Here is a 21,452-nt window from a genome sequence, read left to right as displayed (position 1 = left end):
CGCTCGCATTCTTGCCGACTCCAGAATGCGAGCGACCACTCGCGTTTGTCAATCGCGTGATGAGACCTGGGGATAACGCGTGCCCGAGAAGACCGAGAAACCCGCGGCGGAGACGACCGAGGCGGCGGAGACGGCGGAAACGATGGAGACGACGACGGCGACGGCCGAGGACCGGCCGCGCCGTCGCCAGGCCCGCGGCGAGCGCCGGATCACCCAGCTGCTCGAAGCCGCCGCCACGGTCTTCTCCACCACCGGCTACACGGCCGCCAGCACCAACGCCATCGCCCGCCAGGCAGGCGTCTCACCGGGCACGCTGTACCAGTTCTTCCCGAACAAGGAAGCGATCGCGATCGAGCTGGGCGGACGGCTCATGCACGAGATGCGGCAGTCGTACGACGAGATCCTCACCCCGATCGACCCCGCGGCCACCCCGATCGAGGAGGTGATCGCAGGGACCGTCGACCGCTTCATCGACTTCAACTGCCGCCACCCGGCCTTCTTCGCGCTGATGCACGGCCCCGACATCCCGGGCCGCATCGCCGAGGAGCACGACGCGCTGCACACGACCCTGGTCACCCGGGTCGAGACGATCCTCGCGCCGTTCGTGCCCGACGCGCCCGCCTCCGCCGTCACCCGCACCGCCCGGATGTGCGTCGGCATCTACATGGCGGGCCTGGAGCTGATCCTGGCCCACGAGGGCGACGAGCGGGAGGCGTACGTCCAGGAGCTGAAGGACGTCCTGCTGCGCTACCTGCGCCCCCTGGCCGAGGACGTCGTGTACTGATACCCGGACTGATACCCCCTAGGGGTACAGTGGGGAAGTGTGCGGGCCCCTCGCGGGTCCCCACAGCCCCACATGCCTCGACGAGGAGTAACGACATGACCGCCCAGACCGACACCACGGGCCCCGTCACCACCGTCTACAAGGTGAGCGGCATGAGCTGCGGACACTGCGAGGGCGCCGTCTCCGGCGAGATCTCCGAGATCTCCGGCGTCAGCTCGGTGACGGCCGTCGCCAAGACCGGCGAGGTCACCGTCGTCTCCGCGGCCCCGCTCGAGGACGAGGCCGTACGCGCCGCCGTCGACGAGGCCGGTTTCGAGCTGGCCGGCCGGGCCTGACCTCCGCCTTCTCCGAGTGCCGGGCCCGAGAGCCCGGGACGCCAGGTCTGAGACGCTCCGGGCCTGGCACTCGTACCGATGTACGGGCCGTACAGCCGCCGCCCCGGCCCGTACGGCCCGTTCCGCATTACCGGGCGTCCCGCCACCTCCTGGAGTGAAGGACATGACCAGCACCACCGCCCAGGCGCCGCCGGACCGCGAGCCCGCGGTCGCCGAGGTCGAGCTGCTCATCGGCGGGATGACCTGCGCCTCCTGCGCGGCCCGCGTCGAGAAGAAGCTCAACCGCATGGACGGCGTCACGGCCACGGTGAACTACGCGACGGAGAAGGCCAGGGTCAGCTACCCCGCGGGCACCGAGGTCGCCGACCTGATCGCCACCGTGGTGAAGACCGGGTACACCGCCGAGGAGCCCGCGCCCCCGCCCGTGGAGGAACCCGCCGCCGGGAAGGACCCCGCCACCCAGCAGGGTCATGCCACCGAGACGGCGGCCCCCGAGCTGTCGGCCCTGCGCCGCCGCCTGCTCGTCTCCGCCGCCCTCGCGGTACCCGTCGTCCTGCTGGCCATGGTCCCGGCCCTCCAGTTCGACAACTGGCAGTGGCTCTCGCTCACCCTCGCCGCGCCGGTCGTCGTCTGGGGCGCGCTGCCCTTCCACCGGGCCGCCTGGACGAACGCGCGGCACGGCGCCGCCACCATGGACACGCTGGTCAGCCTCGGCACCCTGGCGGCGTTCGGCTGGTCCCTGTGGGCGCTGTTCCTCGGCGACGCCGGCATGCCGGGCATGCGGCACCCCTTCGAGCTCACGGTCTCGCGCGGCGACGGCGCCTCGCAGATCTATCTGGAGGTCGCCTCCGGCGTCACCGCCTTCATCCTGCTGGGCCGTTATCTGGAGGCCCGCTCCAAGCGCCGCGCCGGGGCCGCGCTCCGGGCGCTGCTGGAGCTGGGCGCCAAGGACGTGGCGGTCCTGCGGGACGGGCGCGAGGTGCGGATCCCGGCGCAGCGGCTGGCGGTCGGCGACCGGTTCGTCGTACGGCCCGGCGAGAAGATCGCCACCGACGGCACGGTGGTCGAGGGCGCCTCCGCGGTGGACGCCTCGATGCTGACGGGCGAGTCGGTGCCGGTGGACGTGACGGCCGGGGACGCGGTCACCGGCGCGACGGTCAACGCCGGTGGCCGGCTGGTCGTCGAGGCCACCCGGATCGGCGCCGACACGCAGCTCGCGCGGATGGCGAAGCTGGTGGAGGACGCGCAGAACGGCAAGGCCGAGGTGCAGCGGCTCGCCGACCGGATCTCCGGGGTCTTCGTGCCGGTGGTCCTGCTGATCGCCGTCGCCACGGCCGGGGCGTGGCTCGGGCTGACCGGCGACGGTGTCGCCGCCTTCACGGCCGCCGTCGCGGTGCTGATCATCGCCTGCCCGTGCGCGCTGGGCCTGGCCACCCCGACCGCGCTGATGGTCGGCACGGGCCGCGGCGCGCAGCTCGGCATCCTCATCAAGGGCCCGGAGGTCCTGGAGTCCACGCGCCGGATCGACACGGTCGTCCTGGACAAGACCGGCACGGTCACCACGGGCCGGATGGCCCTCCAGGAGGTGTACGTCGCCGAGGGCACCGACGAGAAGGAGGTGCTGCTGCTCGCGGGCGCCGTCGAGCACGCCTCCGAGCACCCCGTCGCGCGGGCGATCGCGCTGGGCGCCGAGGAGAGGGCCGGACGGCTCCCGGAGGCCGAGGGGTTCCGGAGCATCCCCGGGCGGGGCGTACACGGGCGTGTGGAGGGCCGTGAGGTCGCCGTGGGGCGGCTCTTCGACGACGTACCGCCGGAGCTGGCCCGCGCGCGGGACGAGGCCGAGCGGGCCGGGCGTACGGCGGTCCTGGCCGGCTGGGACGGGACGGCGCGGGCCGTGCTGGCCGTGGCGGACGCGGTCAAGGAGACCAGCGCCGAGGCGGTGCGGGAGCTGCGCGCGCTGGGGCTCACGCCGGTGCTGCTGACCGGGGACAACCGGGCCGTGGCCGAGACGGTGGCGAAGGCCGTGGGGATCGACCAGGTGATCGCGGAGGTCCTGCCCGAGGACAAGGTCGACGCCGTACGGCGGCTGCGGGCCGAGGGGCGGGTCGTCGCCATGGTGGGCGACGGCGTCAACGACGCGGCCGCGCTCGCCACCGCCGATCTGGGCCTCGCGATGGGCACCGGTACGGACGCGGCGATCGAGGCGGGCGATCTGACGCTGGTGCGCGGCGATCTGCGGGTGGCCGCTGACGCGATCCGGCTGTCGCGCCGGACGCTGGCCACGATCAAGGGCAATCTCGTGTGGGCCTTCGGCTACAACGTGGCCGCGCTGCCGCTGGCCGCCGCGGGGCTGCTGAACCCGATGATCGCGGGGGCCGCGATGGCCTTCTCGTCGGTCTTCGTCGTCACGAACAGTCTGCGGCTCCGGACATTCCGGTGAAGTCCCCTGAATTCGCCCTAAGTTCGCGGCGAACCTGATATGAGCCCCTCTGGAGTCCCGGGCCCGGCTCACATAAGCTCTTCACAAGGCTCGCGCATCATCCTTACGCTTGAGCCCCGGACGGCATTTCCGGGCTCTTGCGCAGCTAACGGACATATGCAAGAGACGCAGATCACAGTGATGTGAACGTAACCATCGAAGGGGTTCGAAGGTCTAAGTTGACGATGTCAGGGAGCGTCTTGGGGGGCGTGACCTGACATCTGGAGATGTCTTGGGGGACTTCTCCAGAGATGCGTTGCCGGGGCACGCACACCGGGAAGCTTTGAGCGGCCCTCCCGGACGTGCGCTGTCCCGGCAGATCGCACACAACCGAGGTACGACGAGTTTTGCTCGTTGTGCTCACAGCGATTCAGGCGCTGTCCTCACAGACGCCCGGCCGGATCCCGTGGGGGGAATCCGCACCGGGACTGGGAAGGCGCCCTGGCCGTCGGCCCGTGGGGGGACCGACGTTCCGGGGCGCCTTCTTCATTGCGTAAGAAATCTTGTAAGAGATGCCCGCCATCGGACGGGCCCACCATCAGACGGGCCCCATCGGACGGGCCACGCGAGAGCCCCCGCATCCGGCAGTCGGATGCGGGGGCTCCTGCGGTACGGCGCTGTGCCTCAGCGGCCCTCGACGGGAACGAAGTCGCGCTCGACCACGCCCGTGTAGATCTGGCGCGGGCGGCCGATGCGGGAACCCGGCTCCTTGATCATCTCGTGCCACTGGGCGATCCAGCCCGGCAGCCGGCCGAGGGCGAACAGGACCGTGAACATCTCGGTCGGGAAGCCCATGGCCCGGTAGATCAGGCCGGTGTAGAAGTCGACGTTCGGGTAGAGGCTGCGCGAGACGAAGTAGTCGTCGGAGAGCGCGTGCTCCTCCAGCTTCAGCGCGATGTCCAGCAGCTCGTCGGACTTGCCGAGGGCGGACAGCACGTCGTGCGCGGCGGCCTTGATGATCTTGGCGCGCGGGTCGAAGTTCTTGTAGACCCGGTGGCCGAAGCCCATCAGGCGGACGCCGTCCTCCTTGTTCTTCACCTTGCGGATGAAGGTGTCGACATCGCCGCCGGAGTCGCGGATGCCCTCCAGCATCTCCAGCACCGACTGGTTGGCGCCGCCGTGCAGCGGGCCCCACAGGGCGTTGATGCCGGCGGAGATCGAGGCGAACATGTTCGCCTGCGAGGAGCCGACCAGACGGACCGTGGAGGTCGAACAGTTCTGCTCGTGGTCCGCGTGCAGGATCAGCAGCTTGTCGAGCGCCGAGACCACGACCGGGTCCAAGTCGTACTCCTGCGCCGGGACCGAGAAGGTCATGCGGAGGAAGTTCTCGACGTAGCCGAGGTCGTTGCGCGGGTAGACGAACGGGTGACCGATCGACTTCTTGTACGCGTACGCCGCGATCGTCGGGAGCTTGGCGAGCAGGCGGATCGTGGAGAGGTTGCGCTGGCGCTCGTCGAACGGGTTGTGGCTGTCCTGGTAGAACGTGGACAGCGCCGAGACGACCGAGGACAGCATGGCCATCGGGTGGGCGTCACGCGGGAAGCCCTTGTAGAAGTTCTTGACGTCCTCGTGCAGCAGGGTGTGCTGCGTGATGTCGTTCTTGAACGTCGAGAGCTCGTCGACGGTCGGCAGCTCGCCGTTGATCAGCAGGTAGGCGACCTCCAGGAAGGTGGAGCGCTCGGCCAGCTGCTCGATCGGGTAGCCGCGGTACCGCAGGATGCCCGCTTCGCCGTCCAGGTAGGTAATGGCGGATTTGTACGCGGCGGTGTTGCCGTAACCGCTGTCCAGTGTCACCAGACCGGTCTGGGCACGGAGCTTCCCGATGTCGAAGCCCTTGTCCCCGACGGTGCTGCCGATCACCGGGTAGGTGTACTCGCCGTCGCCGTACCGCAGTACTACAGAGTTGTCGCTCACGTCTTCCCTCACCGACGTTGTGCCTCATCTTCGAGGTTGCCCTGACTGTCTCTACCATCCCCCACTTGGCTCAGGAGAGTGCACTCGGGGTCGACCATCGGGCCTATTGACGGCACTGAGTGCCGCCAACTTGCTCATCCTGCCCCTTGTGTTCCCCATCCGGAAGCCTCTGTGACCTTCACGACTCATTTGATCGATCATTTTTTCTCGATCCGCTCGTTCCGAGCCTGAAATCGAGTGCCGTGCACCGCCGGCCCGCCGACACCGTGCGCACCGCCTGGCCGATCGCCTTGCGCGAACCGACGAGGACGACCAGCTGCTTGGCCCGGGTGACCGCCGTGTAGAGCAGGTTCCGCTGGAGCATCATCCAGGCGCCCGTGGTCACCGGGATGACGACCGCCGGGTACTCGCTGCCCTGGGAGCGGTGGATCGTCACGGCGTACGCGTGGGCCAGCTCGTCGAGCTCGTCGAAGTCGTACGGCACCTCCTCGTCCTCGTCCGTCAGCACGGTCAGACGCTGGTCGACCGGGTCGAGCGAGGTCACCACGCCCACGGTGCCGTTGAAGACGCCGTTCTCGCCCTTCTCGTAATTGTTGCGAATCTGGGTGACCTTGTCCCCGACCCGGAAGACCCGGCCGCCGAACCGCTTCTCGGCCGTGTCGGGGCGGCCGGGGGTGATGGCCTGCTGGAGCAGACCGTTCAGGGTGCCCGCGCCCGCCGGGCCCCGGTGCATCGGGGCGAGGACCTGCACGTCCCGGCGCGGGTCCAGCCCGAACTTGGCGGGGATACGACGCGCCGCCACGTCCACGGTGAGCCGCCCGGCCTCCTCGGTCTCGTCCTCGACGAAGAGGAAGAAGTCCTTCATGCCGTCGGTGACCGGGTGTTGGCCGGCGTTGATCCGGTGGGCGTTCGTCACCACGCCCGACTGCTGGGCCTGCCGGAAGACCCGGGTCAGACGGACGGCGGGGATCGGTCCCCCGTCGGCGAGCAGATCCCGCAGCACCTCCCCCGCCCCCACGCTCGGCAGCTGGTCCACGTCCCCGACGAACAGCAGATGCGCCCCCGGCGGCACGGCCTTCACCAGCTTGTTGGCCAGCAGCAGGTCCAGCATCGACGCCTCGTCGACCACCACCAGGTCGGCGTCCAGCGGACGGTCCCGGTCGTAGGCCGCGTCGCCGCCCGGCTTCAGCTCCAGCAGGCGGTGGACGGTGGAGGCCTCGGAGCCGGTCAGCTCGGACAGGCGCTTGGCGGCCCGGCCGGTCGGGGCGGCCAGCACGACCTTCGCCTTCCTGGCACGGGCCAGCTCCACGATCGAGCGGACCGTGAAGGACTTGCCACAACCGGGGCCGCCGGTGAGGACGGCGACCTTCTCGGTCAGCGCCAGCTTGACGGCGGCCTCCTGCTCCGGGGCGAGGTCGGTACCCGTACGCCCCTTGAGCCAGGTGAGGGCCTTGTCCCAGGCGACCGTACGGAAGCCCGGCATCCGGTCCTCCTCGGTGCGCAGAAGGCGCAGCAGCTGGGCGGAGAGGGAGAGTTCGGCGCGGTGGAAGGGCACGAGGTAGATGGCGGTGACCGGCTCCCCGCCGTCCGGACCCGGGACCTTCTCCCGTACGACGCCGGGCTCCTCGCCGTCCTCCCCCGGCTCGGCCAGCTCCGCCAGGCACTCGATGACCAGGCCGGTGTCGACCTGGAGCAGCTTGACCGCGTCCTTGATCAGCTGCTCCTCCGGGAGGAAGCAGTGGCCCTGGTCGGTGGACTGCGACAGCGCGTACTGCAGGCCCGCCTTGACGCGCTCCGGGCTGTCGTGCGGAATGCCGACGGACTGGGCGATCTTGTCGGCGGTGAGGAAGCCGATCCCCCAGACGTCGGAGGCGAGGCGGTACGGCTGGTTCTTCACGACCCCGATCGAGGCGTCGCCGTACTTCTTGTAGATGCGCACGGCGATGGACGTCGACACCTCGACGGTCTGGAGGAAGAGCATGACCTCCTTGATCGCCTTCTGTTCCTCCCAGGCGTCGGCGATCTTCTTCGTCCGCTTGGGGCCGAGGCCCGGCACCTCGATCAGCCGCTTCGGCTCCTCCTCGATGATCTGGAGGGTGTCCAGCCCGAAATGCCGGGTGATCCGGTCGGCGAAGACCGGGCCGATGCCTTTGACCAGACCCGAGCCGAGGTAGCGGCGAATGCCCTGCACCGTGGCCGGCAGGACGGTCGTGTAGTTCTCCACATGGAACTGCTTGCCGTACTGCTGATGCGAGCCCCAACGGCCCTCCATACGCAGGGACTCGCCGACCTGCGCGCCGAGCAGCGCGCCGACGACCGTGAGCAGATCACCGCCGCCTCTGCCGGTGTCGACCCGGGCGACCGTGTAGCCGTTCTCCTCGTTGGCGTACGTGATGCGCTCGAGTACGCCTTCCAGCGTGGCCAGTCGCCGCTCGCCCTGATCGGTCATGGAGCGACCGTACCGCCCGGGTAGGACAACGCCACCGCCGTCTTTCACGGCGAATTCACAAGAACAAGCGGAAGCTTTACAGTTCAAGCATCTTAGCTGTCCTTTTTCCCTGCCATTCCCGTGGGAGAATTCAGGCTTGATTCGCCGTGAATTGAGGAACGATGTCACCTCAGGCCCAGAGCGTCGCCCTGTGGATCCTGGCCGTGGCCGTCAACACGACGGCGGCGTGCGCCGGGATCGTGTGGGGCTGGACCGCGTTCACGCAGTTCCTCGTACCGGCCTTCGGGTCGATGGTGGGGGCGTCGCTGGTCAGTTACAGCTTGCGGCGGTGAACTGGCCGTCTTTGACGGCGGTGACGAAGGCGGTCCAGCCGGTTGCCGAGAAGGTGAGGGTGGGGCTGGGGGTGGATTTGCTGTCCCGGACGGGGATGTCGGGGTGGCCGTGGGCGACTTCGAGGCAATCGGCTTGGCTGCCACCGCTGTAGCTGGACTTGAACCACCCGGTCCGCTCATTGCTGATCACGTGCATGCTCCTCCGCTGCCGACCTGACGAGGGCCAGTGAATCCTGCTGCGACAACGCGTCGCTCAGGGCCAGAGCGTAGGCGTTCTGACAAGCACTCACCAGCGCCGGATCGTCCATCAGACGTCCGGTCTCGAACGCGTCGATATAGGCCACCGGGGCGGAGTCCTCGAAGCTCATCAGGATGAGCAGGCTCTCCATGAGCGGGCTGGACCGCGTTCACGCAGTTCCTCGTGCCGACCCTCGGGTCGGCGGTGGGGCGTCGCTGGTCAGTTACGGCTTGCGGCGGTGAAGGTGGCCGTCCTTGATAGCGGTTATGAAGGCGGTCCAGCCGGTTGCCGAGAAGGTGAGGGTGGGGCCGGGGGTGGATTTGCTGTCCCGGACGGGGATGTCGGGGTGGCCGTGGGCGACTTCCAGGCATTCGCCTTGGTCGCCGCCGCTGTAGCTGGACTTGTACCACCCGGTGAGGGTTCGCTCACTGGTGACCATTCGCATGTTCCTCCGCTGCCGCCCTGACTAGGGACAGTGACTGCTGCTGCGACAACGAGTCGCTCAGAGCCAGAGCGTAAGCGGTCTGACAGGCACTCACCAGGCCAGGATCGTCCATCAAGTTCCCGGTCTGAAAACCCTCGACGTAGGCCACCGGAGCCGAGTCCTCGAATGTCATGAGCGTGAGCAGACTCTGCATGAGCGCGTGTGCCCCGACGCCGTAGGGAAGGACGTGCAGGCGCAGTCGTCCCGACTCGGCCATGTCCGCGATCCTGTGGAGCTGTTCCGCCATGACCTGCGGCCCGCCCACGCAGCGTCGAAGAACCGCCTCGTCAAGCAGTGTCCAGACCACAGGCTGTGCTGGTCCGTCGAGGACTCGGCGGCGTTTTGTTCGGATGACTACGAGTTCGTCAAGTTCCTCGGGCGTGTGATTCGGTCGGTACGCACGGAAGAGAGCGCGTGCGTAGTCGTCGGTCTGCAGCACCCCGGGGACCAGCGAGAGCGCGAACTGCTGGATGAGTACCGCAAGTTGCTCAAGCTCGGCCACGGCGGCGAAGTGATCGGTGTATTTCGACTCCAGATCCTCCAGCCACCGTGCGAAGAACCCGTCCGTCCCCAGCGCCCTGTCGATCCGCATCGCGTCATCCGGCTTGGGAAGGCGCCTCCCGGCCTCGAAATGGCTGATCAACGTGGGTGAGCACACGACCTGGTCGCCCAGTTCCTCCTGGGTGAGGCCGACGGCTGTCCGCCGTAGCCGCAGTTCCTCTCCGTACTTCTGACGCGGCGTTCGAAGTGCGCGGCGTTCGCCCATCGGCCAACTCCCCTTCCTGACAAACGTGATGTCAAGCTCCAGCCCCTGGCAGCGTAGCGAGGGCCGACCCCACTCTGTGAGTGATTCAGCACAGAACGCAGTCACCGCAGGTGGGAAGGCCGACAGACATGACAGACCGCATCGCCCGGCTCCTGGAGCCGATCCTCCGCCTCCTGCTCCCGCCTCGCGGGCGGCGACGGCGATCACCGGCTCCGCCCCCGTGCCCGTACTGCCACGACGACGTCAGGGTCACGACGGCCCGCCGCCCCGAGGAGCGACCGCTGCGCGGTGAGGACAACCGGCTGGTCCGCCCCTACCTGAGGGCAGAGGCCGGCGTATGACCAGCGGAGCGCAAGGGCGGCTGCTGCCGTGGACGAGTCCCGAGGGCAGGCCCTGCTACCTCGTCGGCGACGGGACCGGCTACGTCTCCCGTCTCGCCGACGACATCGAGGACGTACAGCTCGGCATGGCGGGCGATCTCCTCGGCCATGCCGACGAACTCCTCGCGGAACGCCGGGTGACGAGTGCGGAGCTGCGCTACCTGGCCCGGCGGCTCACCGAGTCCCTGCGGGACGTCAAGCGGGTCGCGGAGAGCAGAGGGGCACGGCTCGGCCGTAGCCCGGGCCATGACCCGGGAAGTAATTGAGGGCACGCGCTCACGGACGGCACGCTCACCGCCATGTCCTCTCTCTGCACAGGCCTCGCCGCGCTGTTCTTCCTGGGTATGGGGCTCTTCGGACTCGTAGCCCCCAGGGCGCTCATCCGCCCTTTCGGTATCGAGCTGTCCGTCCCGGAGGCCCGCGCCGAAGTCAGGGCCGTCTACGGCGGTTTCGGGGTCGCGGTCGGTGTCTTGCTCACCTGGGCCGTGTTCAGTGGTTCCGGCGATCTACGATCCGGCGTGGTTCTCACGGTGGCGGTGTCGCTGGCGGGGATGGCGTTCGGGCGCCTGGTGGCGCGGCTGGTGGAACGGCCCTCGGCGTTCTACCCGTCCTGGTTCTACTTCTGGGTCGAGACCGTGGGAGCCGTCGTACTGGTCGGCTGCGCGTAGTCGGCGCGGGCGGGGCTCAGCCGACGCGGCCGGTCAGGAAGTCGGAGATGCGGTGGCTCGCTTCGGCCGGGGCGGCGTGCGGCAGGGCGTGGTGGGAGACGTTCGGCAGGGTGGCCGTCGAGGCGCGTGGCAGGGGTTTCTCAGCGCGGGCGGGGGGCGCCACCTTGGACGGGTTTTGACATCCTCCCCCTCCTAAAAGAGGGGGATTCCAGCCCATACGGGTTGAGGTTCACGGGCGCTCGAACGGCTGGTGGCCGTTGTCGCCCCTCCGGCACCGGCTGTTCGCCGGGGGCGGGGGATCCCGCCCTGTCCTGCCGCGACGTTGATACTGGCGTTGGTGTCCGCGTTGCAGGTGAAGTCGCAGGAGGAGCAGACGAACTCGGCTTGGCTCTTGCGCGAGTTCTTGTCGATCCATCCGCAGGCACTGCACCGCAGAGACGTGTAGGGGGCGGGGACGTCTTCGACCCGGCCGGGGGCCTTGTGCCCGGTGCGCTGCCGCAGCAGGCCCCACCCCTGGGCGAGGATGGCCCGGTTCAGCCCGGCCTTGGCCGCCCGGCCGTTCTTGAGGTACTGGCCGGGCTGGTCGGGATCGGGCTTCGCCTTGGCCCTGGCAGTCATCGTCTTGATGTTCAGCTTCTCGAACCGCACCAGGTCGTAAGTGCGGGCGAGCATGGTGCTGCTCTTCTCGCACCAGTCCTTACGCCGGTTCGCCTCCCTGGCCTTGAGCTTGGCCACCTTCGCGTACTCGCAGATCTTCTGAGGGCTGCCCTTCTCCGCGCGGGCGGCGCGGCGCTGGTGCTTGCGGATCTGGGCGCGCTCACGGGTGGTGAGCTGGGGACAGTTGAAGGTGCGGCCGTCGGAGAGCGCGGCAGTGATGGCCACGCCACGGTCGATGCCGATGACCTCACCCGTGCCCGGCTTGTCGATCGGGTCGGGGATGACGGCGAACGCGATGTGCCACTGACCGTTGCGGTAGGTGACGCGGAACGTCTTCGCCGCAGGAATCCGGGCACCCTTGCCTTTGACACTGAGGCGGAAGCGCACCCATCCGCATCCGGGCACCTTCACCTGCGCCCACCGCCGGTTGAGTTTCTGCACGGTCACGGAGCGGCCCACGACCTGCTTCTTGGTCCTGGGGTTGATCAGCGGGCGGCCGTCCGGCTCGTACTCGGGTACGCGGTCGTCGCCGATGACGCGGAAGCCCTCGTGCACGAACTTCTTGCGCCAGGTCGGTTCACCGAACCCGGACGTGAAACGCGCGGCCTTGGCCCTGGCGAAGTCCTTGAGTGCCTGTGCCTGGACGGTCTGGTTCCCGGCGCGCAGCCACTCACTGGCAGCACGGGCCTCGGTGAGCTGACGGCACTGCTCCGCGAACGACGGGGCCCCAATGCGCTTGCCGTCGGGACGGTGGTGCGCCTTGTCCCGCCGCCAGTGCGAGTGCTGCTCGACCGCGAGATTCCACACATACCTCGCGTGCGCGCAGTGCAGCAGCATCTGCTGCTCCTGCTCGCTCGTCGGGTACATCCGAAACCGTGCCACGCCGCGAACCTAGACCGCACGTTCCCCCACCGTGCACACCATCGATCACACTCACCCGCACGAGTGACCACACCATGCCGGTACCAGCCACCGGCCTCCAGCCCCATGCCCTTACCCCGTCACCACCACCGGTCCGGGGGGTGGTCTCAGCATCATGAAAGACGCCGACTTGCCCTGACGGCGCTTCGGCGTCCCCTGCCCCGCTCCGCAGGAACGGGCATTCACCCCGGCCCTGAAGGACCGGGCACCCTGCCCGAAAGCAAGGTGGAGCGATCAGGCCATCCCCCACCGCGAAAGCCCAGGCATACAGACTCCCCGTTGTCCCGAACGCTCCACCACTGCCTCCACTTGCCTCACCGCCTCCAGAACAAGTGGTGCGTCACCCCGCTCGGGCTCGGTACGACATCGCAGTGGAAGCGGTCCAGCAGCTCGTCGGGCGACTCCCAGAGACGTGAGCCGGATCCGAGCTTCACGGCCGGCGAGACCGCCACGTGCAGCGTGTCGACGAGGTCCGCGTCGAGGAACTCCCGGATGGTGGCGGCCCCTCCCCCGAGGCGGACGTCCTTGCCCTGGGCCGCCTCCCGGGCCTGCGCGAGGACGTCGGCCGGGTCGCCGGCGACGAAGTGGAACGTGGTGTCGGAGAGGGTGAACGAGGGGCGCTCGTGGTGGGTCATCACGAACACCGGCGTGTGGAACGGCGGTTCGTCGCCCCACCAGCCCTGCCAGTCGTGGTCCTGCCAGGGGCCGCGCTGGGGACCGAACTTGTTGCGGCCCATGATCTCGGCGCCGATATTGTGCGCGAAGTCGCGCGTGAGGTAGTCGTCGAGGCCGCGGCTGCCGCCGGGGGCGGTACGGTTCGGCCAGCTCGCCGTCGCCCCGGCCCAGGCGAACATCGTGCCGGGGTCGGCGTGGCCGAACGGCCGTTCAAGGCTCTGGTTCTCACCTGCGCCGAATCCGTCGCTCGAGACGTTGAAGTTCTGCACGCGCAGTAGCTGAGGCACGGGGCTCCTCCTGTGATCGATGAGGGGTGGACCCCTCCGGTCGGCGAGACTCATCGGCCCGTGGGCAACCCCCTGCCCGTCTCAGCCGGACTGCGCCACCACGTGCTCGATCACCTGCTTGAAGTCGTCGGTCGGGGAGAACTCCACCAGCTCGCTGTCCGCCAGCGCGAGCGGTACATGGCCCGGAGGCCAGTAGTACGCCTGACCCGCCTCGTACTCCTCCTCGCCGGACGCCGTGCGCATCCGGATCCGGCCCTTCAGCACGTAGCCCCAGTGGGGGCACTGGCACGCGTCGTCGGGCAGGCCCTTGAGGGCCGGGCCCATGTCCGTGCCCTGCGGCAGGCTGATGTAGCTGACCGACATATCGCCCCCGATCGGCATGTTGCGCACCTCTACACCGTCGCCGCCGAGGGTGACGGGTACGTCGTTCCGGGTCGTCGCCGTCATGGCTCCTCCGCTCGTCCTGGAAACGGACCTCCTCCTTCCACCCTGAGCCGCCGGGGAGCCTCCCGCGACATCACGATCCGGTTGCGACGTGCCCCGGGGGTCTTGATTTACCGGCGTGTAATCGATTCCATCCACCCGTCGATGTAATCGATTCCACGAGTCCTCCAGCAGGGCTCCCACGACTGATCCACAAGGAGGTGGAGCGGCGGTGGCCAGTATCAAGGACGTCGCTGCCGAGGCCGGCGTGTCCGTCGCCACGGTCTCGCGCGTCCTGAACGACCACCCGTCGGTCAGCGCCGAGGCACGCGCACGCGTGCTGGCCGCCGTCGGGGCCCTGGGCTACCGCCCGAACGCCGTCGCCCGCTCCCTGCGCACCGAGAAGACCCACACCCTCGGCCTGGTCATCAGCGACGTACTGAACCCGTACTTCACCGAACTGGCCCGCTCCGTCGAGGAGGAGGCCCGCGCGCTCGGCTACAGCGTCATCATCGGCAACGCCGACGAGCGGCCCGACCTCCAGGACCACCACGTACGGAACCTGCTGGACCGGCGCATCGACGGGCTGCTCGTCTCCCCCACGGACGGCGGCTCGCCGCTGATGCTGGACGCCGCGCGGGCCGGGACGCCCATGGTGTTCGTGGACCGGTGGATCCCGGGCGTGGACGTGCCGGTGGTGCGGGCGGACGGCCGGAGTGCCGTACGGGATCTCGTGGCGCATCTGCACGGGCTCGGGCACCGGCGGCTCGCGATCATCGCGGGACCGGCGGCGACCACGACCGGCCGGGAGCGCGTGGAGGTCTTCCGGGAGGCGCTCGGCGCGTACGGCCTCGAACTGCCCGACGCCTACATAGGGCAGGGCGATTTCCAGGCCGAGAGCGGGCGCCGGGTCACCGAGGGGTTCCTCGACCTGGCCGAGCCGCCCGAGGTCGTGTTCGCGGCCGACAACCTGATGGCACTCGGCGCGCTGGACGCCGTACGCGCGCGTGGCGTGCGGGTGCCGGACGACATCGCGCTGGCCGCGTTCGACGACATCCCGTGGTTCGTGCACACCGATCCGCCCATCACCGCGATCGCCCAGCCGACGGGTGAGCTGGGGCGTGCCGCCGTGCGCGCGCTGGTCGCCCGGATCGAGGGCCGGCCCGGGGAGTCCGTCACCCTCCCCGCCCGGCTCGTCGTACGCCGCTCGTGCGGCGAGCAACCGGATTCTTTGGAGCCGTCCCCCGTAACGAACAGGAGCCAGACGTGAGCAACGCGGACGAGTTGCTGCGCATCGAGGGCATACGGAAGACCTTCCCGGGTGTGGTCGCGCTGGACAGCGTGGACTTCGACCTGCGCCGGGGCGAGGTGCATGTGCTGCTCGGTGAGAACGGCGCGGGCAAGAGCACCCTCATCAAGATGCTCTCCGGCGCCTACACCCCCGACGCCGGACGGATCCTGGTCGGCGGCGAGGAGACGCGCATCCAGGGTGCGCAGGACTCCGAGCGGCTCGGGATCGCCACCATCTACCAGGAGTTCAACCTCGTTCCCGATCTGACGGTCGCCGAGAACATCTTCCTGGGGCGCCAGCCGCGCCGGTTCGGGATGATCGACCGGGGGCGGATGGAGGCCGACGCCGAGGTGCTGCTGAAGCGCGTCGGGGTCAGCGTCTCTCCGCGTGCGCGGGTGCGTGAACTCGGTATCGCGCGCCTGCAGATGGTCGAGATCGCCAAGGCGCTGAGCCTCGACGCGCGTGTGCTGATCATGGACGAGCCGACCGCCGTGCTCACCTCCGAGGAGGTCGAGAAGCTCTTCGCGATCGTGCGCAAGCTCCGCGAGGACGGCGTCGGGATCGTCTTCATCACGCACCACCTGGAGGAGATCGCCGCCCTGGGCGACCGGGTCACGGTCATCCGGGACGGGAAGAGCGTCGGGCAGGTGCCCGCCGCCACGCCCGAGGACGAGCTCGTACGGCTCATGGTGGGGCGGTCGATCGAGCAGCAGTACCCGCGCGAGCGGCCCGAGAAGGGCGACGCGCTGCTCACCGTCGAGGGGCTGACCCGGGACGGCGTCTTCCACGACGTCGGCTTCGAGGTGCGTGCCGGTGAGGTCGTCGGCATCGCGGGGCTGGTCGGCGCCGGTCGTACCGAGGTCGTGCGGGCGGTCTTCGGGGCCGATCCGTACGACAAGGGAGCCGTGAAGGTCTCCGGGGCCGCCCTGAAGGGGCACGACGTCAACGCCGCCATGACCGCCGGCATCGGCCTCATCCCCGAGGACCGCAAGGGCCAGGGCCTGGTGCTGGACGCGTCGGTCGAGGAGAACCTCGGCCTGGTGACGCTGCGGTCGGCCACGCGCGCGGGGCTCGTCGACCTCAAGGGGCAGCGGGAGGCCGCGGCCCGGATCGCCGAGCAGCTCGGGGTGCGGATGGCGGGCCTCGGCCAGCACGTGCGCACGCTGTCCGGCGGCAATCAGCAGAAGGTCGTCATCGGCAAGTGGCTGCTCGCCGACACCAAGGTGCTGATCCTCGACGAGCCGACGCGCGGTATCGACGTCGGCGCCAAGGTAGAGATCTACCAGCTCGTCAACGAACTGACGGCGGCCGGTGCCGCCGTACTCATGATCTCCAGCGATCTGCCCGAGGTGCTCGGCATGAGCGACCGGGTGCTGGTGATGGCCCAGGGCCGGATCGCGGGTGAGCTCTCCGCCGACGAGGCCACCCAGGACGCCGTGATGGCGCTCGCAGTAAGCAACCCCAGCACAGACAAGGAGGCCTCCCGTGGCCACTGACACGCTCAAGAGCACGACGGGCGCGGGAGCCGCCTCGGGGGGCCTGCGCCGCCTGCTGCTCGACAACGGCGCGCTCACCGCGCTCATCGTCCTCGTCATCGCGATGTCGGCGCTGTCCGGCGACTTCCTGACGACGGACAACCTGCTGAACGTCGGCGTCCAGGCGGCCGTGACCGCCATCCTCGCGTTCGGTGTGACCTTCGTGATCGTCTCGGCGGGCATCGACCTGTCGGTGGGCTCGGTCGCCGCCCTGTCGGCCACGGTGCTCGCGTGGACCGCCACCTCGGCGGGCGTCCCCGTCTTCGTGGCCGTCCTGCTGGCCATAGCCACCGGTATCGCGTGCGGCCTGGTCAACGGCATCCTGATCTCCTACGGCAAACTGCCGCCGTTCATCGCGACGCTGGCCATGCTGTCGGTGGCCCGCGGTCTGTCCCTCGTCATCTCCGAGGGCTCCCCGATCGCCCTGCCCGACTCGGTCTCCCACCTCGGCGACACGCTCGGCGGCTGGCTGCCGGTGCCCGTCCTGGTCATGATCGTGATGGGTCTCATCGCGGCGTTCGTGCTCGGCCGTACCTACATCGGCCGCTCGATGTACGCGATCGGCGGCAACGAGGAGGCCGCGCGGCTGTCCGGCCTGCGCGTGAAGAAGCAGAAGCTCGCCATCTACGCCCTGTCCGGCGTCTTCGCCGCCGTCGCCGGTGTCGTCCTCGCCGCCCGGCTGTCCTCCGCGCAGCCCCAGGCCGCCGACGGCTACGAACTGGACGCCATCGCGGCGGTCGTCATCGGCGGTGCCTCCCTCGCGGGCGGTACGGGCAAGGCGTCCGGGACGCTGATCGGCGCGCTGATCCTGGCCGTGCTGCGCAACGGGCTCAACCTGCTGAACGTCTCGGCGTTCTGGCAGCAGGTCGTCATCGGCGTCGTCATCGCGCTGGCCGTGCTGCTCGACACCGCCCGCCGCAAGGCGGGGGCGACCGCGGGGGCGGCCGGTTCCTCGCAAGGAGGCAAGGGCAAGCAGGCGGCGACATACGGGCTCGCGGCCGTCGTCACCGTCGCGATCGTCGGCGCCACGTCCTTCCTGCACAACGGCTCCTCCGCCACCAGCGCCCCGAAGATGGGCCTGTCGCTGTCCACGCTCAACAACCCCTTCTTCGTGCAGATCCGGGCGGGCGCCGAGGCCGAGGCGAAGAAGCTGGGCATCGACCTGACCGTCACGGACGCGCAGAACGACGCCTCCCAGCAGGCCAACCAGCTGCAGAACTTCACCAGCTCCGGGCTCGGCGCGATCATCGTCAACCCGGTGGACTCGGACGCCGCCAGCAACTCGGTGAAGGCGGCCGACAAGGCGGACATCCCGGTCATCGCCGTGGACCGTGTCGTCAACAACGCCAAGCTGGACACGCTGGTCGCCTCCGACAACGTCGCCGGTGGTGAGCTCGCCGCCAAGTCGATCGGCGAGAAGCTCGGCGGCAAGGGCAAGATCGTGATCCTCCAGGGCCAGGCGGGCACCTCCGCCGCCCGCGAGCGGGCCGCCGGGTTCGAGAAGGGGCTGAAGGCCTTCCCGGGCATCCAGGTCGTCGCCCAGCAGCCCGCCGACTTCGACCGCACCAAGGGCCTCGACGTCATGTCGAACCTGCTCCAGGCCCACCCGGACGTCCAGGGCGTCATCGCCGCCAACGACGAGATGGCCCTCGGCGCGATCAAGGCGCTGGGCTCCAAGGCCGGCACGTCGGTCTCCGTGGTCGGCTTCGACGGCACGCCCGACGGACTGAAGGCGGTCGAGGGCGGCAGCCTGTACGCGTCGGTGGCGCAGCAGCCCTCGCAGCTCGGGAAGATCGCCGTGGACAACGCCCTGAAGGCGCTGAAGGGCAAGAAGGTCGAGGAGACGGTGAAGGTGCCGGTGAAGGTGGTCACGAAGGAGAACGTGGCCGGCTTCAGCGGCTGACATCGCCGATGTCTCCGACATCACCGGCATAGGGGAACGGCCGGGCGGCATCCAGCACATGGGCCCGCCCGGCCCTGTCACTCACGTGGGGAGACCACTCATGTACGACTACGACCTCCTGGTCGTGGGGTCGGCCAACGCCGACCTGGTGATCGGTGTCGAGCGCCGGCCCGGTGCCGGCGAGACCGTGCTCGGCTCCGACCTGGCCGTCCACCCGGGCGGCAAGGGCGCGAACCAGGCGGTCGCGGCCGCCCGGCTCGGGGCCCGTACGGCGCTGCTGGCCCGGGTCGGCGACGACGCGCACGGCCGCCTGCTGCTGGAGTCGCAGCGGGACGCCGGTGTCGACACGGTGGGTGTCCTGGTGGGCGGCGCGCCGACCGGGGTCGCCCTGATCACGGTCGACCCGTCCGGGGACAACAGCATCGTCGTCTCGCCGGGCGCGAACGGCCGGCTGGCCCCGGAGGACGTGAGCGCCGCCGCGTGCCTCTTCCAGAGCTCCCGGGTGGTGTCGGCGCAGCTGGAGATCCCGCTGGAGACGGTGGCGGCGGTCGTACGGAACCTGGCTCCGGAGAGCCGTTTCGTACTGAACCCGTCGCCGCCGCGCCCCCTTCCGTCTGAGGTGCTGGCGGCCTGCGACCCGCTGATCGTCAACGAGCACGAGGCGAAGGTCATCCTGGGTTCGTCCGCCGTGGGGGACAGCCCGGAGGACTGGGCCCGGATCCTGCTCGCGAAGGGGCCGCGGTCGGTGGTGGTGACGCTGGGCGGGGAAGGCGCACTGGTGGCCTCCTCGGAGGGGGTCTCCCGGGTCGCGTCCGTGCAGGTGGACGCCGTCGACACGACCGGCGCGGGAGACGCGTTCACCGCGGCGCTGGCCACCCGGCTGGGGGCGGGCGCGTCCCTGGCGGAGGCGGCGGCGTACGCGGCGAGGGTCGGGGCGGCGACCGTGACGAAGGAGGGCGCGCAGGCGTCCTTCCCGACGGCGGCGGAGGTCGCTGCGCTGTGAAGAAGGCCGGAATACTGAACCGTCATCTCGCCGGTGCGCTGGCCGAACTGGGCCACGGGGACGGGGTGCTGGTGTGCGACGCGGGCATGCCCATCCCGGACGGTCCCCGGGTGGTGGATCTGGCCTTCCGGGCCGGGGTGCCGGGGTTCGCCGAGGTGCTGGAGGGCCTGCTGGCCGAGCTGGTGATCGAGGGCGCGACGGCGGCGACGGAGGTACGGGACGCCAACCCGGAGGCCTCGGAACTGCTGGAGAGCCGCTTCCCGTCGCTGGAGCTCGTATCGCACGAGCGGCTCAAGGGGCTGTCGGCGGGTGCGCGGCTGGTCGTCCGCACGGGCGAGGCACGGCCGTACGCGAATGTGCTGCTGAGGTGCGGCGTCTTCTTCTGAGGCCTTGAACGGCTCGCTCGGTGGCCCTGAAAAGTTTCGAGGGGGCCCGGTCCGTCGACCGGGCCCCCTCGGCTTTTCCCCTCCCGTCAGGATCCCCCGCGATCCCCCCAGATCTCCCCCCAGAAGTCCTGACACCATGTACGACCGCCGTGGGCGGCAAAGGGTTGCACGGTCGGTAAGAATTTCTTGCCGGATTCTCGAAAGGATCACCGCACCGGTCGGACCAGCACCCGGGTGAGACTCCCGTCGCCCTCCTCGACGTCCCTGACGTGCGCGAATCCGATCCTGCCGAGGAGGCGCAGCGAGGCCGTGTTCCGCGCGTCCACGGTGGCGTACACCTCGCTGAGCCCGAGCGTCCGGAATCCGTACGCCACGAGCGCCTCCGCCAGCTCCGTCCCGAGGCCGCCGCCCCAGGCCTCGGGAGCCAGCGCGTAGATGATCTCGTGGCCGTCCACCGCGTCGGTCCGCTTGATCTCGGCGTGCCCGACCAGAAGCCCGTCGCGCCGGACCGCCCACACGTCGAACAGGTCCTGGGCGTAGACCTTGGTGAAGATCCGGCCGAACAGGGCCCGGTCCTCCGGCTCGGAGGCCGGTCCCTCGCCCATCCAGCGGGACACCCGGGTGTCCTGGAACAGGGCGACGAAGCGCTCTTCGTCCTCCGGGGTGTAGGGGTCCAGGAGGAGGCGGGGGGTGTTCAGTGTCGGGGGCATGGGGGGTGCCTCGTCACGCCGAGTCGTTCAGCAGCCTGCCCAGGTGTTCGCGGCCCGCTTGGAGCAGGTCGGGCAGGGGGGCCGCTGACTCGTACCAGCGCTTCTCGTACTCCCAGCACAGCCAGCCGTCCCAGTTGTGGCGGGAGAGGACTTCGACGCACTCGGCCAGGGGGAGGACGCCCGCGCCGAGGGGCAGGGGGGTGGTGTCCTCGGCGGAGGCGATGTCCTTGACCTGGACGTAGCCGAGGTGGGGGGAGAGTGCCGCGTAGGTCTCGGAGGGCTGTTCGCCGCCGAGCCAGGTGTGCATGACGTCCCAGAGCGCGCCGACCTGGAGGTGGCCGACGAGGCCGAGGACGCGCATCGCGTCGGCGGCGGTGCGGTGGGAGTCGTGGGTTTCGAGGAGGATGCGTACGCCCAGGTCGTTGGCGTACTCGGCGGCCGTGCCCAGCCGCCGGGCGGCCGTCGCGTCGGCCTCCTCGGGGGTCTGGACGTCCAGGTCGCCGCCGGGGAAGACACGGATGTACGGGGCGCCGAGGTCACGGGCCAGGTCGAGGAGGGCACGGAGCTCGGCCAGGACGGGTTCGTCGTCGCCCGGCGCGGCGACGCGCACGTATCCCGCGAGGCCAAGGATCTCTACGCCCGACCCCTTGAACTCGGCCGCGACCTCGGCCCGTTCGGCGGGGCCGAGGCCGGGGTGGACCGGTTCCTCCGCGTGGGTGCGCAGCTCCACACCGTGGTAGCCGTGCGCGGTCGCGAGCCGCAGGACGTCGGGCAAGGGCATGCCGGGGACACCGAGGGTGGAGAACGCCAGCTTCATGTGGACGGACCCTAC

General features: G+C 69.7%; 24 protein-coding genes. 12 read left to right on the top strand and 12 right to left on the bottom strand.

All coding sequences use genetic code 11. The annotated features are described in order from the left end of the window. The first annotated feature begins 142 nt into the window (after positions 1–142). The 3 genes from ACFT4A_RS25255 to ACFT4A_RS25245 all read left to right on the top strand — a co-directional run bounded on the left by ACFT4A_RS25255 (position 143) and on the right by ACFT4A_RS25245 (position 3,559). Positions 143–784, top strand: coding sequence for a TetR family transcriptional regulator (locus ACFT4A_RS25255; RefSeq protein ID WP_382833771.1), 642 nt, complete (start codon positions 143–145; stop codon positions 782–784). Between the two features lie 95 nt (positions 785–879). After that, on the top strand, positions 880–1,119 hold the full coding sequence (locus tag ACFT4A_RS25250; protein WP_215121267.1) for a heavy-metal-associated domain-containing protein: 240 nt from the start codon (positions 880–882) through the stop codon (positions 1,117–1,119). Positions 1,120–1,282: 163 nt separating this feature from the next. Beyond that, entirely contained in the window at positions 1,283–3,559 is a 2,277-nt protein-coding gene (locus ACFT4A_RS25245; RefSeq protein ID WP_382833731.1) for a heavy metal translocating P-type ATPase, read from the top strand. A gap of 663 nt (positions 3,560–4,222) precedes the next feature. Here ACFT4A_RS25245 and ACFT4A_RS25240 read toward each other — a convergent pair. Further along, on the bottom strand, positions 4,223–5,512 hold the full coding sequence (locus ACFT4A_RS25240; RefSeq protein ID WP_382833728.1) for a citrate synthase: 1,290 nt from the start codon (positions 5,510–5,512) through the stop codon (positions 4,223–4,225). Positions 5,513–5,690: 178 nt separating this feature from the next. After that, positions 5,691–7,961, bottom strand: coding sequence for an ATP-dependent RecD-like DNA helicase (locus ACFT4A_RS25235; protein ID WP_382833724.1), 2,271 nt, complete (start codon positions 7,959–7,961; stop codon positions 5,691–5,693). A 161-nt stretch (positions 7,962–8,122) separates the two neighbouring features. Between ACFT4A_RS25235 and ACFT4A_RS25230 the strand changes: the two genes are divergently transcribed. Then, complete coding sequence (locus tag ACFT4A_RS25230; protein WP_382833721.1) at positions 8,123–8,293, top strand: hypothetical protein; 171 nt, start codon at positions 8,123–8,125, stop codon at positions 8,291–8,293. On the opposite strand, the gene ACFT4A_RS25225 is transcribed toward ACFT4A_RS25230, so the two are convergent. The 4 genes from ACFT4A_RS25225 to ACFT4A_RS25210 all read right to left on the bottom strand — a co-directional run bounded on the left by ACFT4A_RS25225 (position 8,271) and on the right by ACFT4A_RS25210 (position 9,781). Next, positions 8,271–8,489, bottom strand: coding sequence for a DUF397 domain-containing protein (locus tag ACFT4A_RS25225; protein WP_382833718.1), 219 nt, complete (start codon positions 8,487–8,489; stop codon positions 8,271–8,273). The two genes, ACFT4A_RS25230 and ACFT4A_RS25225, sit on opposite strands and share 23 nt — an antisense overlap. Next, entirely contained in the window at positions 8,470–8,682 is a 213-nt protein-coding gene (locus ACFT4A_RS25220) for a Scr1 family TA system antitoxin-like transcriptional regulator (protein ID WP_382833715.1), read from the bottom strand. Before ACFT4A_RS25220 ends, ACFT4A_RS25225 begins: the two co-directional genes overlap by 20 nt. Before the next feature lie 72 nt (positions 8,683–8,754). Next, the gene (locus tag ACFT4A_RS25215; protein WP_382833713.1) at positions 8,755–8,970 is read right to left on the bottom strand and encodes a DUF397 domain-containing protein; all 216 of its coding nucleotides are present in this window, start codon (positions 8,968–8,970) and stop codon (positions 8,755–8,757) included. Continuing rightward, complete coding sequence (locus ACFT4A_RS25210) at positions 8,957–9,781, bottom strand: Scr1 family TA system antitoxin-like transcriptional regulator (RefSeq protein ID WP_382833710.1); 825 nt, start codon at positions 9,779–9,781, stop codon at positions 8,957–8,959. Before ACFT4A_RS25210 ends, ACFT4A_RS25215 begins: the two co-directional genes overlap by 14 nt. A gap of 128 nt (positions 9,782–9,909) precedes the next feature. Between ACFT4A_RS25210 and ACFT4A_RS25205 the strand changes: the two genes are divergently transcribed. Genes ACFT4A_RS25205 through ACFT4A_RS25195 form a run of 3 tightly spaced genes read left to right on the top strand, consistent with a single transcriptional unit; the run spans position 9,910 to position 10,829 of the window. Then, positions 9,910–10,122: a hypothetical protein gene (locus tag ACFT4A_RS25205; RefSeq protein WP_382833707.1), complete on the top strand. Its 213-nt coding sequence runs from the start codon at positions 9,910–9,912 to the stop codon at positions 10,120–10,122. Then, complete coding sequence (locus ACFT4A_RS25200) at positions 10,119–10,427, top strand: hypothetical protein (RefSeq protein WP_382833704.1); 309 nt, start codon at positions 10,119–10,121, stop codon at positions 10,425–10,427. Before ACFT4A_RS25205 ends, ACFT4A_RS25200 begins: the two co-directional genes overlap by 4 nt. Before the next feature lie 33 nt (positions 10,428–10,460). Continuing rightward, positions 10,461–10,829: a DUF4345 domain-containing protein gene (locus ACFT4A_RS25195; RefSeq protein WP_382833701.1), complete on the top strand. Its 369-nt coding sequence runs from the start codon at positions 10,461–10,463 to the stop codon at positions 10,827–10,829. A gap of 16 nt (positions 10,830–10,845) precedes the next feature. Here the strand turns inward: ACFT4A_RS25195 and ACFT4A_RS25190 are convergent, their stop codons facing one another. From ACFT4A_RS25190 to ACFT4A_RS25175, 4 genes are all read right to left on the bottom strand, one after another. Continuing rightward, the gene (locus tag ACFT4A_RS25190) at positions 10,846–10,992 is read right to left on the bottom strand and encodes a hypothetical protein (RefSeq protein WP_382833698.1); all 147 of its coding nucleotides are present in this window, start codon (positions 10,990–10,992) and stop codon (positions 10,846–10,848) included. 29 nt (positions 10,993–11,021) lie between these two features. After that, positions 11,022–12,368 (bottom strand): RNA-guided endonuclease InsQ/TnpB family protein, encoded by a 1,347-nt coding sequence (locus ACFT4A_RS25185; protein ID WP_382833695.1) that lies wholly within the window; start codon positions 12,366–12,368, stop codon positions 11,022–11,024. Between the two features lie 353 nt (positions 12,369–12,721). Further along, the gene (locus tag ACFT4A_RS25180) at positions 12,722–13,369 is read right to left on the bottom strand and encodes a dihydrofolate reductase family protein (RefSeq protein ID WP_382833693.1); all 648 of its coding nucleotides are present in this window, start codon (positions 13,367–13,369) and stop codon (positions 12,722–12,724) included. An 81-nt stretch (positions 13,370–13,450) separates the two neighbouring features. Further along, complete coding sequence (locus ACFT4A_RS25175; RefSeq protein ID WP_382833690.1) at positions 13,451–13,816, bottom strand: hypothetical protein; 366 nt, start codon at positions 13,814–13,816, stop codon at positions 13,451–13,453. 208 nt (positions 13,817–14,024) lie between these two features. Between ACFT4A_RS25175 and ACFT4A_RS25170 the strand changes: the two genes are divergently transcribed. The 5 genes from ACFT4A_RS25170 to rbsD all read left to right on the top strand — a co-directional run bounded on the left by ACFT4A_RS25170 (position 14,025) and on the right by rbsD (position 19,910). Beyond that, the gene (locus ACFT4A_RS25170) at positions 14,025–15,062 is read left to right on the top strand and encodes a LacI family DNA-binding transcriptional regulator (RefSeq protein ID WP_382833687.1); all 1,038 of its coding nucleotides are present in this window, start codon (positions 14,025–14,027) and stop codon (positions 15,060–15,062) included. Further along, positions 15,059–16,579, top strand: a complete 1,521-nt coding sequence (locus ACFT4A_RS25165; RefSeq protein WP_382833684.1) for a sugar ABC transporter ATP-binding protein — start codon at positions 15,059–15,061, stop codon at positions 16,577–16,579. The genes ACFT4A_RS25170 and ACFT4A_RS25165 overlap by 4 nt, the downstream gene beginning before the upstream one ends. Further along, positions 16,569–18,521, top strand: a complete 1,953-nt coding sequence (locus ACFT4A_RS25160) for a substrate-binding domain-containing protein (protein ID WP_382833681.1) — start codon at positions 16,569–16,571, stop codon at positions 18,519–18,521. The genes ACFT4A_RS25165 and ACFT4A_RS25160 overlap by 11 nt, the downstream gene beginning before the upstream one ends. Positions 18,522–18,621: 100 nt before the next feature. Beyond that, positions 18,622–19,524, top strand: coding sequence for a ribokinase (locus ACFT4A_RS25155; RefSeq protein ID WP_382833678.1), 903 nt, complete (start codon positions 18,622–18,624; stop codon positions 19,522–19,524). After that, positions 19,521–19,910 carry a D-ribose pyranase gene (rbsD, locus tag ACFT4A_RS25150; protein ID WP_382833675.1) on the top strand — a complete coding sequence of 130 codons (390 nt, stop codon included), beginning with the start codon at positions 19,521–19,523 and terminating at the stop codon, positions 19,908–19,910. Before ACFT4A_RS25155 ends, rbsD begins: the two co-directional genes overlap by 4 nt. A gap of 206 nt (positions 19,911–20,116) precedes the next feature. Here the strand turns inward: rbsD and ACFT4A_RS25145 are convergent, their stop codons facing one another. After that, positions 20,117–20,620, bottom strand: coding sequence for a GNAT family N-acetyltransferase (locus ACFT4A_RS25145; protein WP_382833671.1), 504 nt, complete (start codon positions 20,618–20,620; stop codon positions 20,117–20,119). A gap of 13 nt (positions 20,621–20,633) precedes the next feature. Next, positions 20,634–21,437, bottom strand: a complete 804-nt coding sequence (locus tag ACFT4A_RS25140; protein ID WP_382833668.1) for a sugar phosphate isomerase/epimerase family protein — start codon at positions 21,435–21,437, stop codon at positions 20,634–20,636. Positions 21,438–21,452 lie beyond the last annotated feature (15 nt).

It is taken from the genome of Streptomyces sp. NPDC057099, from assembly GCF_042671245.1.
Classification (GTDB): domain Bacteria; phylum Actinomycetota; class Actinomycetes; order Streptomycetales; family Streptomycetaceae; genus Streptomyces; species Streptomyces purpurascens.
The sequence above is the reverse complement of the archived record's forward strand: the minus strand, read 5'-3'. Positions and strand labels throughout refer to the sequence as shown.

Excerpts from the sequence above, each read along its gene's own strand:
- ACFT4A_RS25255 (WP_382833771.1), top strand. The coding sequence starts at position 143 with ATGGAGACGACGACGGCGACGGCCGAGGACCGGCCGCGCCGTCGCCAG.
- ACFT4A_RS25250 (WP_215121267.1), top strand. The coding sequence starts at position 880 with ATGACCGCCCAGACCGACACCACGGGCCCCGTCACCACCGTCTACAAG.
- ACFT4A_RS25245 (WP_382833731.1), top strand. The coding sequence starts at position 1,283 with ATGACCAGCACCACCGCCCAGGCGCCGCCGGACCGCGAGCCCGCGGTC.
- ACFT4A_RS25235 (WP_382833724.1), bottom strand. The coding sequence starts at position 7,961 with ATGACCGATCAGGGCGAGCGGCGACTGGCCACGCTGGAAGGCGTACTC.
- ACFT4A_RS25230 (WP_382833721.1), top strand. The coding sequence starts at position 8,123 with ATGTCACCTCAGGCCCAGAGCGTCGCCCTGTGGATCCTGGCCGTGGCC.
- ACFT4A_RS25225 (WP_382833718.1), bottom strand. The coding sequence starts at position 8,489 with ATGCACGTGATCAGCAATGAGCGGACCGGGTGGTTCAAGTCCAGCTAC.
- ACFT4A_RS25220 (WP_382833715.1), bottom strand. The coding sequence starts at position 8,682 with ATGGAGAGCCTGCTCATCCTGATGAGCTTCGAGGACTCCGCCCCGGTG.
- ACFT4A_RS25215 (WP_382833713.1), bottom strand. The coding sequence starts at position 8,970 with ATGGTCACCAGTGAGCGAACCCTCACCGGGTGGTACAAGTCCAGCTAC.
- ACFT4A_RS25210 (WP_382833710.1), bottom strand. The coding sequence starts at position 9,781 with ATGGGCGAACGCCGCGCACTTCGAACGCCGCGTCAGAAGTACGGAGAG.
- ACFT4A_RS25205 (WP_382833707.1), top strand. The coding sequence starts at position 9,910 with ATGACAGACCGCATCGCCCGGCTCCTGGAGCCGATCCTCCGCCTCCTG.
- ACFT4A_RS25200 (WP_382833704.1), top strand. The coding sequence starts at position 10,119 with ATGACCAGCGGAGCGCAAGGGCGGCTGCTGCCGTGGACGAGTCCCGAG.
- ACFT4A_RS25195 (WP_382833701.1), top strand. The coding sequence starts at position 10,461 with ATGTCCTCTCTCTGCACAGGCCTCGCCGCGCTGTTCTTCCTGGGTATG.
- ACFT4A_RS25175 (WP_382833690.1), bottom strand. The coding sequence starts at position 13,816 with ATGACGGCGACGACCCGGAACGACGTACCCGTCACCCTCGGCGGCGAC.
- ACFT4A_RS25155 (WP_382833678.1), top strand. The coding sequence starts at position 18,622 with ATGTACGACTACGACCTCCTGGTCGTGGGGTCGGCCAACGCCGACCTG.
- ACFT4A_RS25145 (WP_382833671.1), bottom strand. The coding sequence starts at position 20,620 with ATGCCCCCGACACTGAACACCCCCCGCCTCCTCCTGGACCCCTACACC.
- ACFT4A_RS25140 (WP_382833668.1), bottom strand. The coding sequence starts at position 21,437 with ATGAAGCTGGCGTTCTCCACCCTCGGTGTCCCCGGCATGCCCTTGCCC.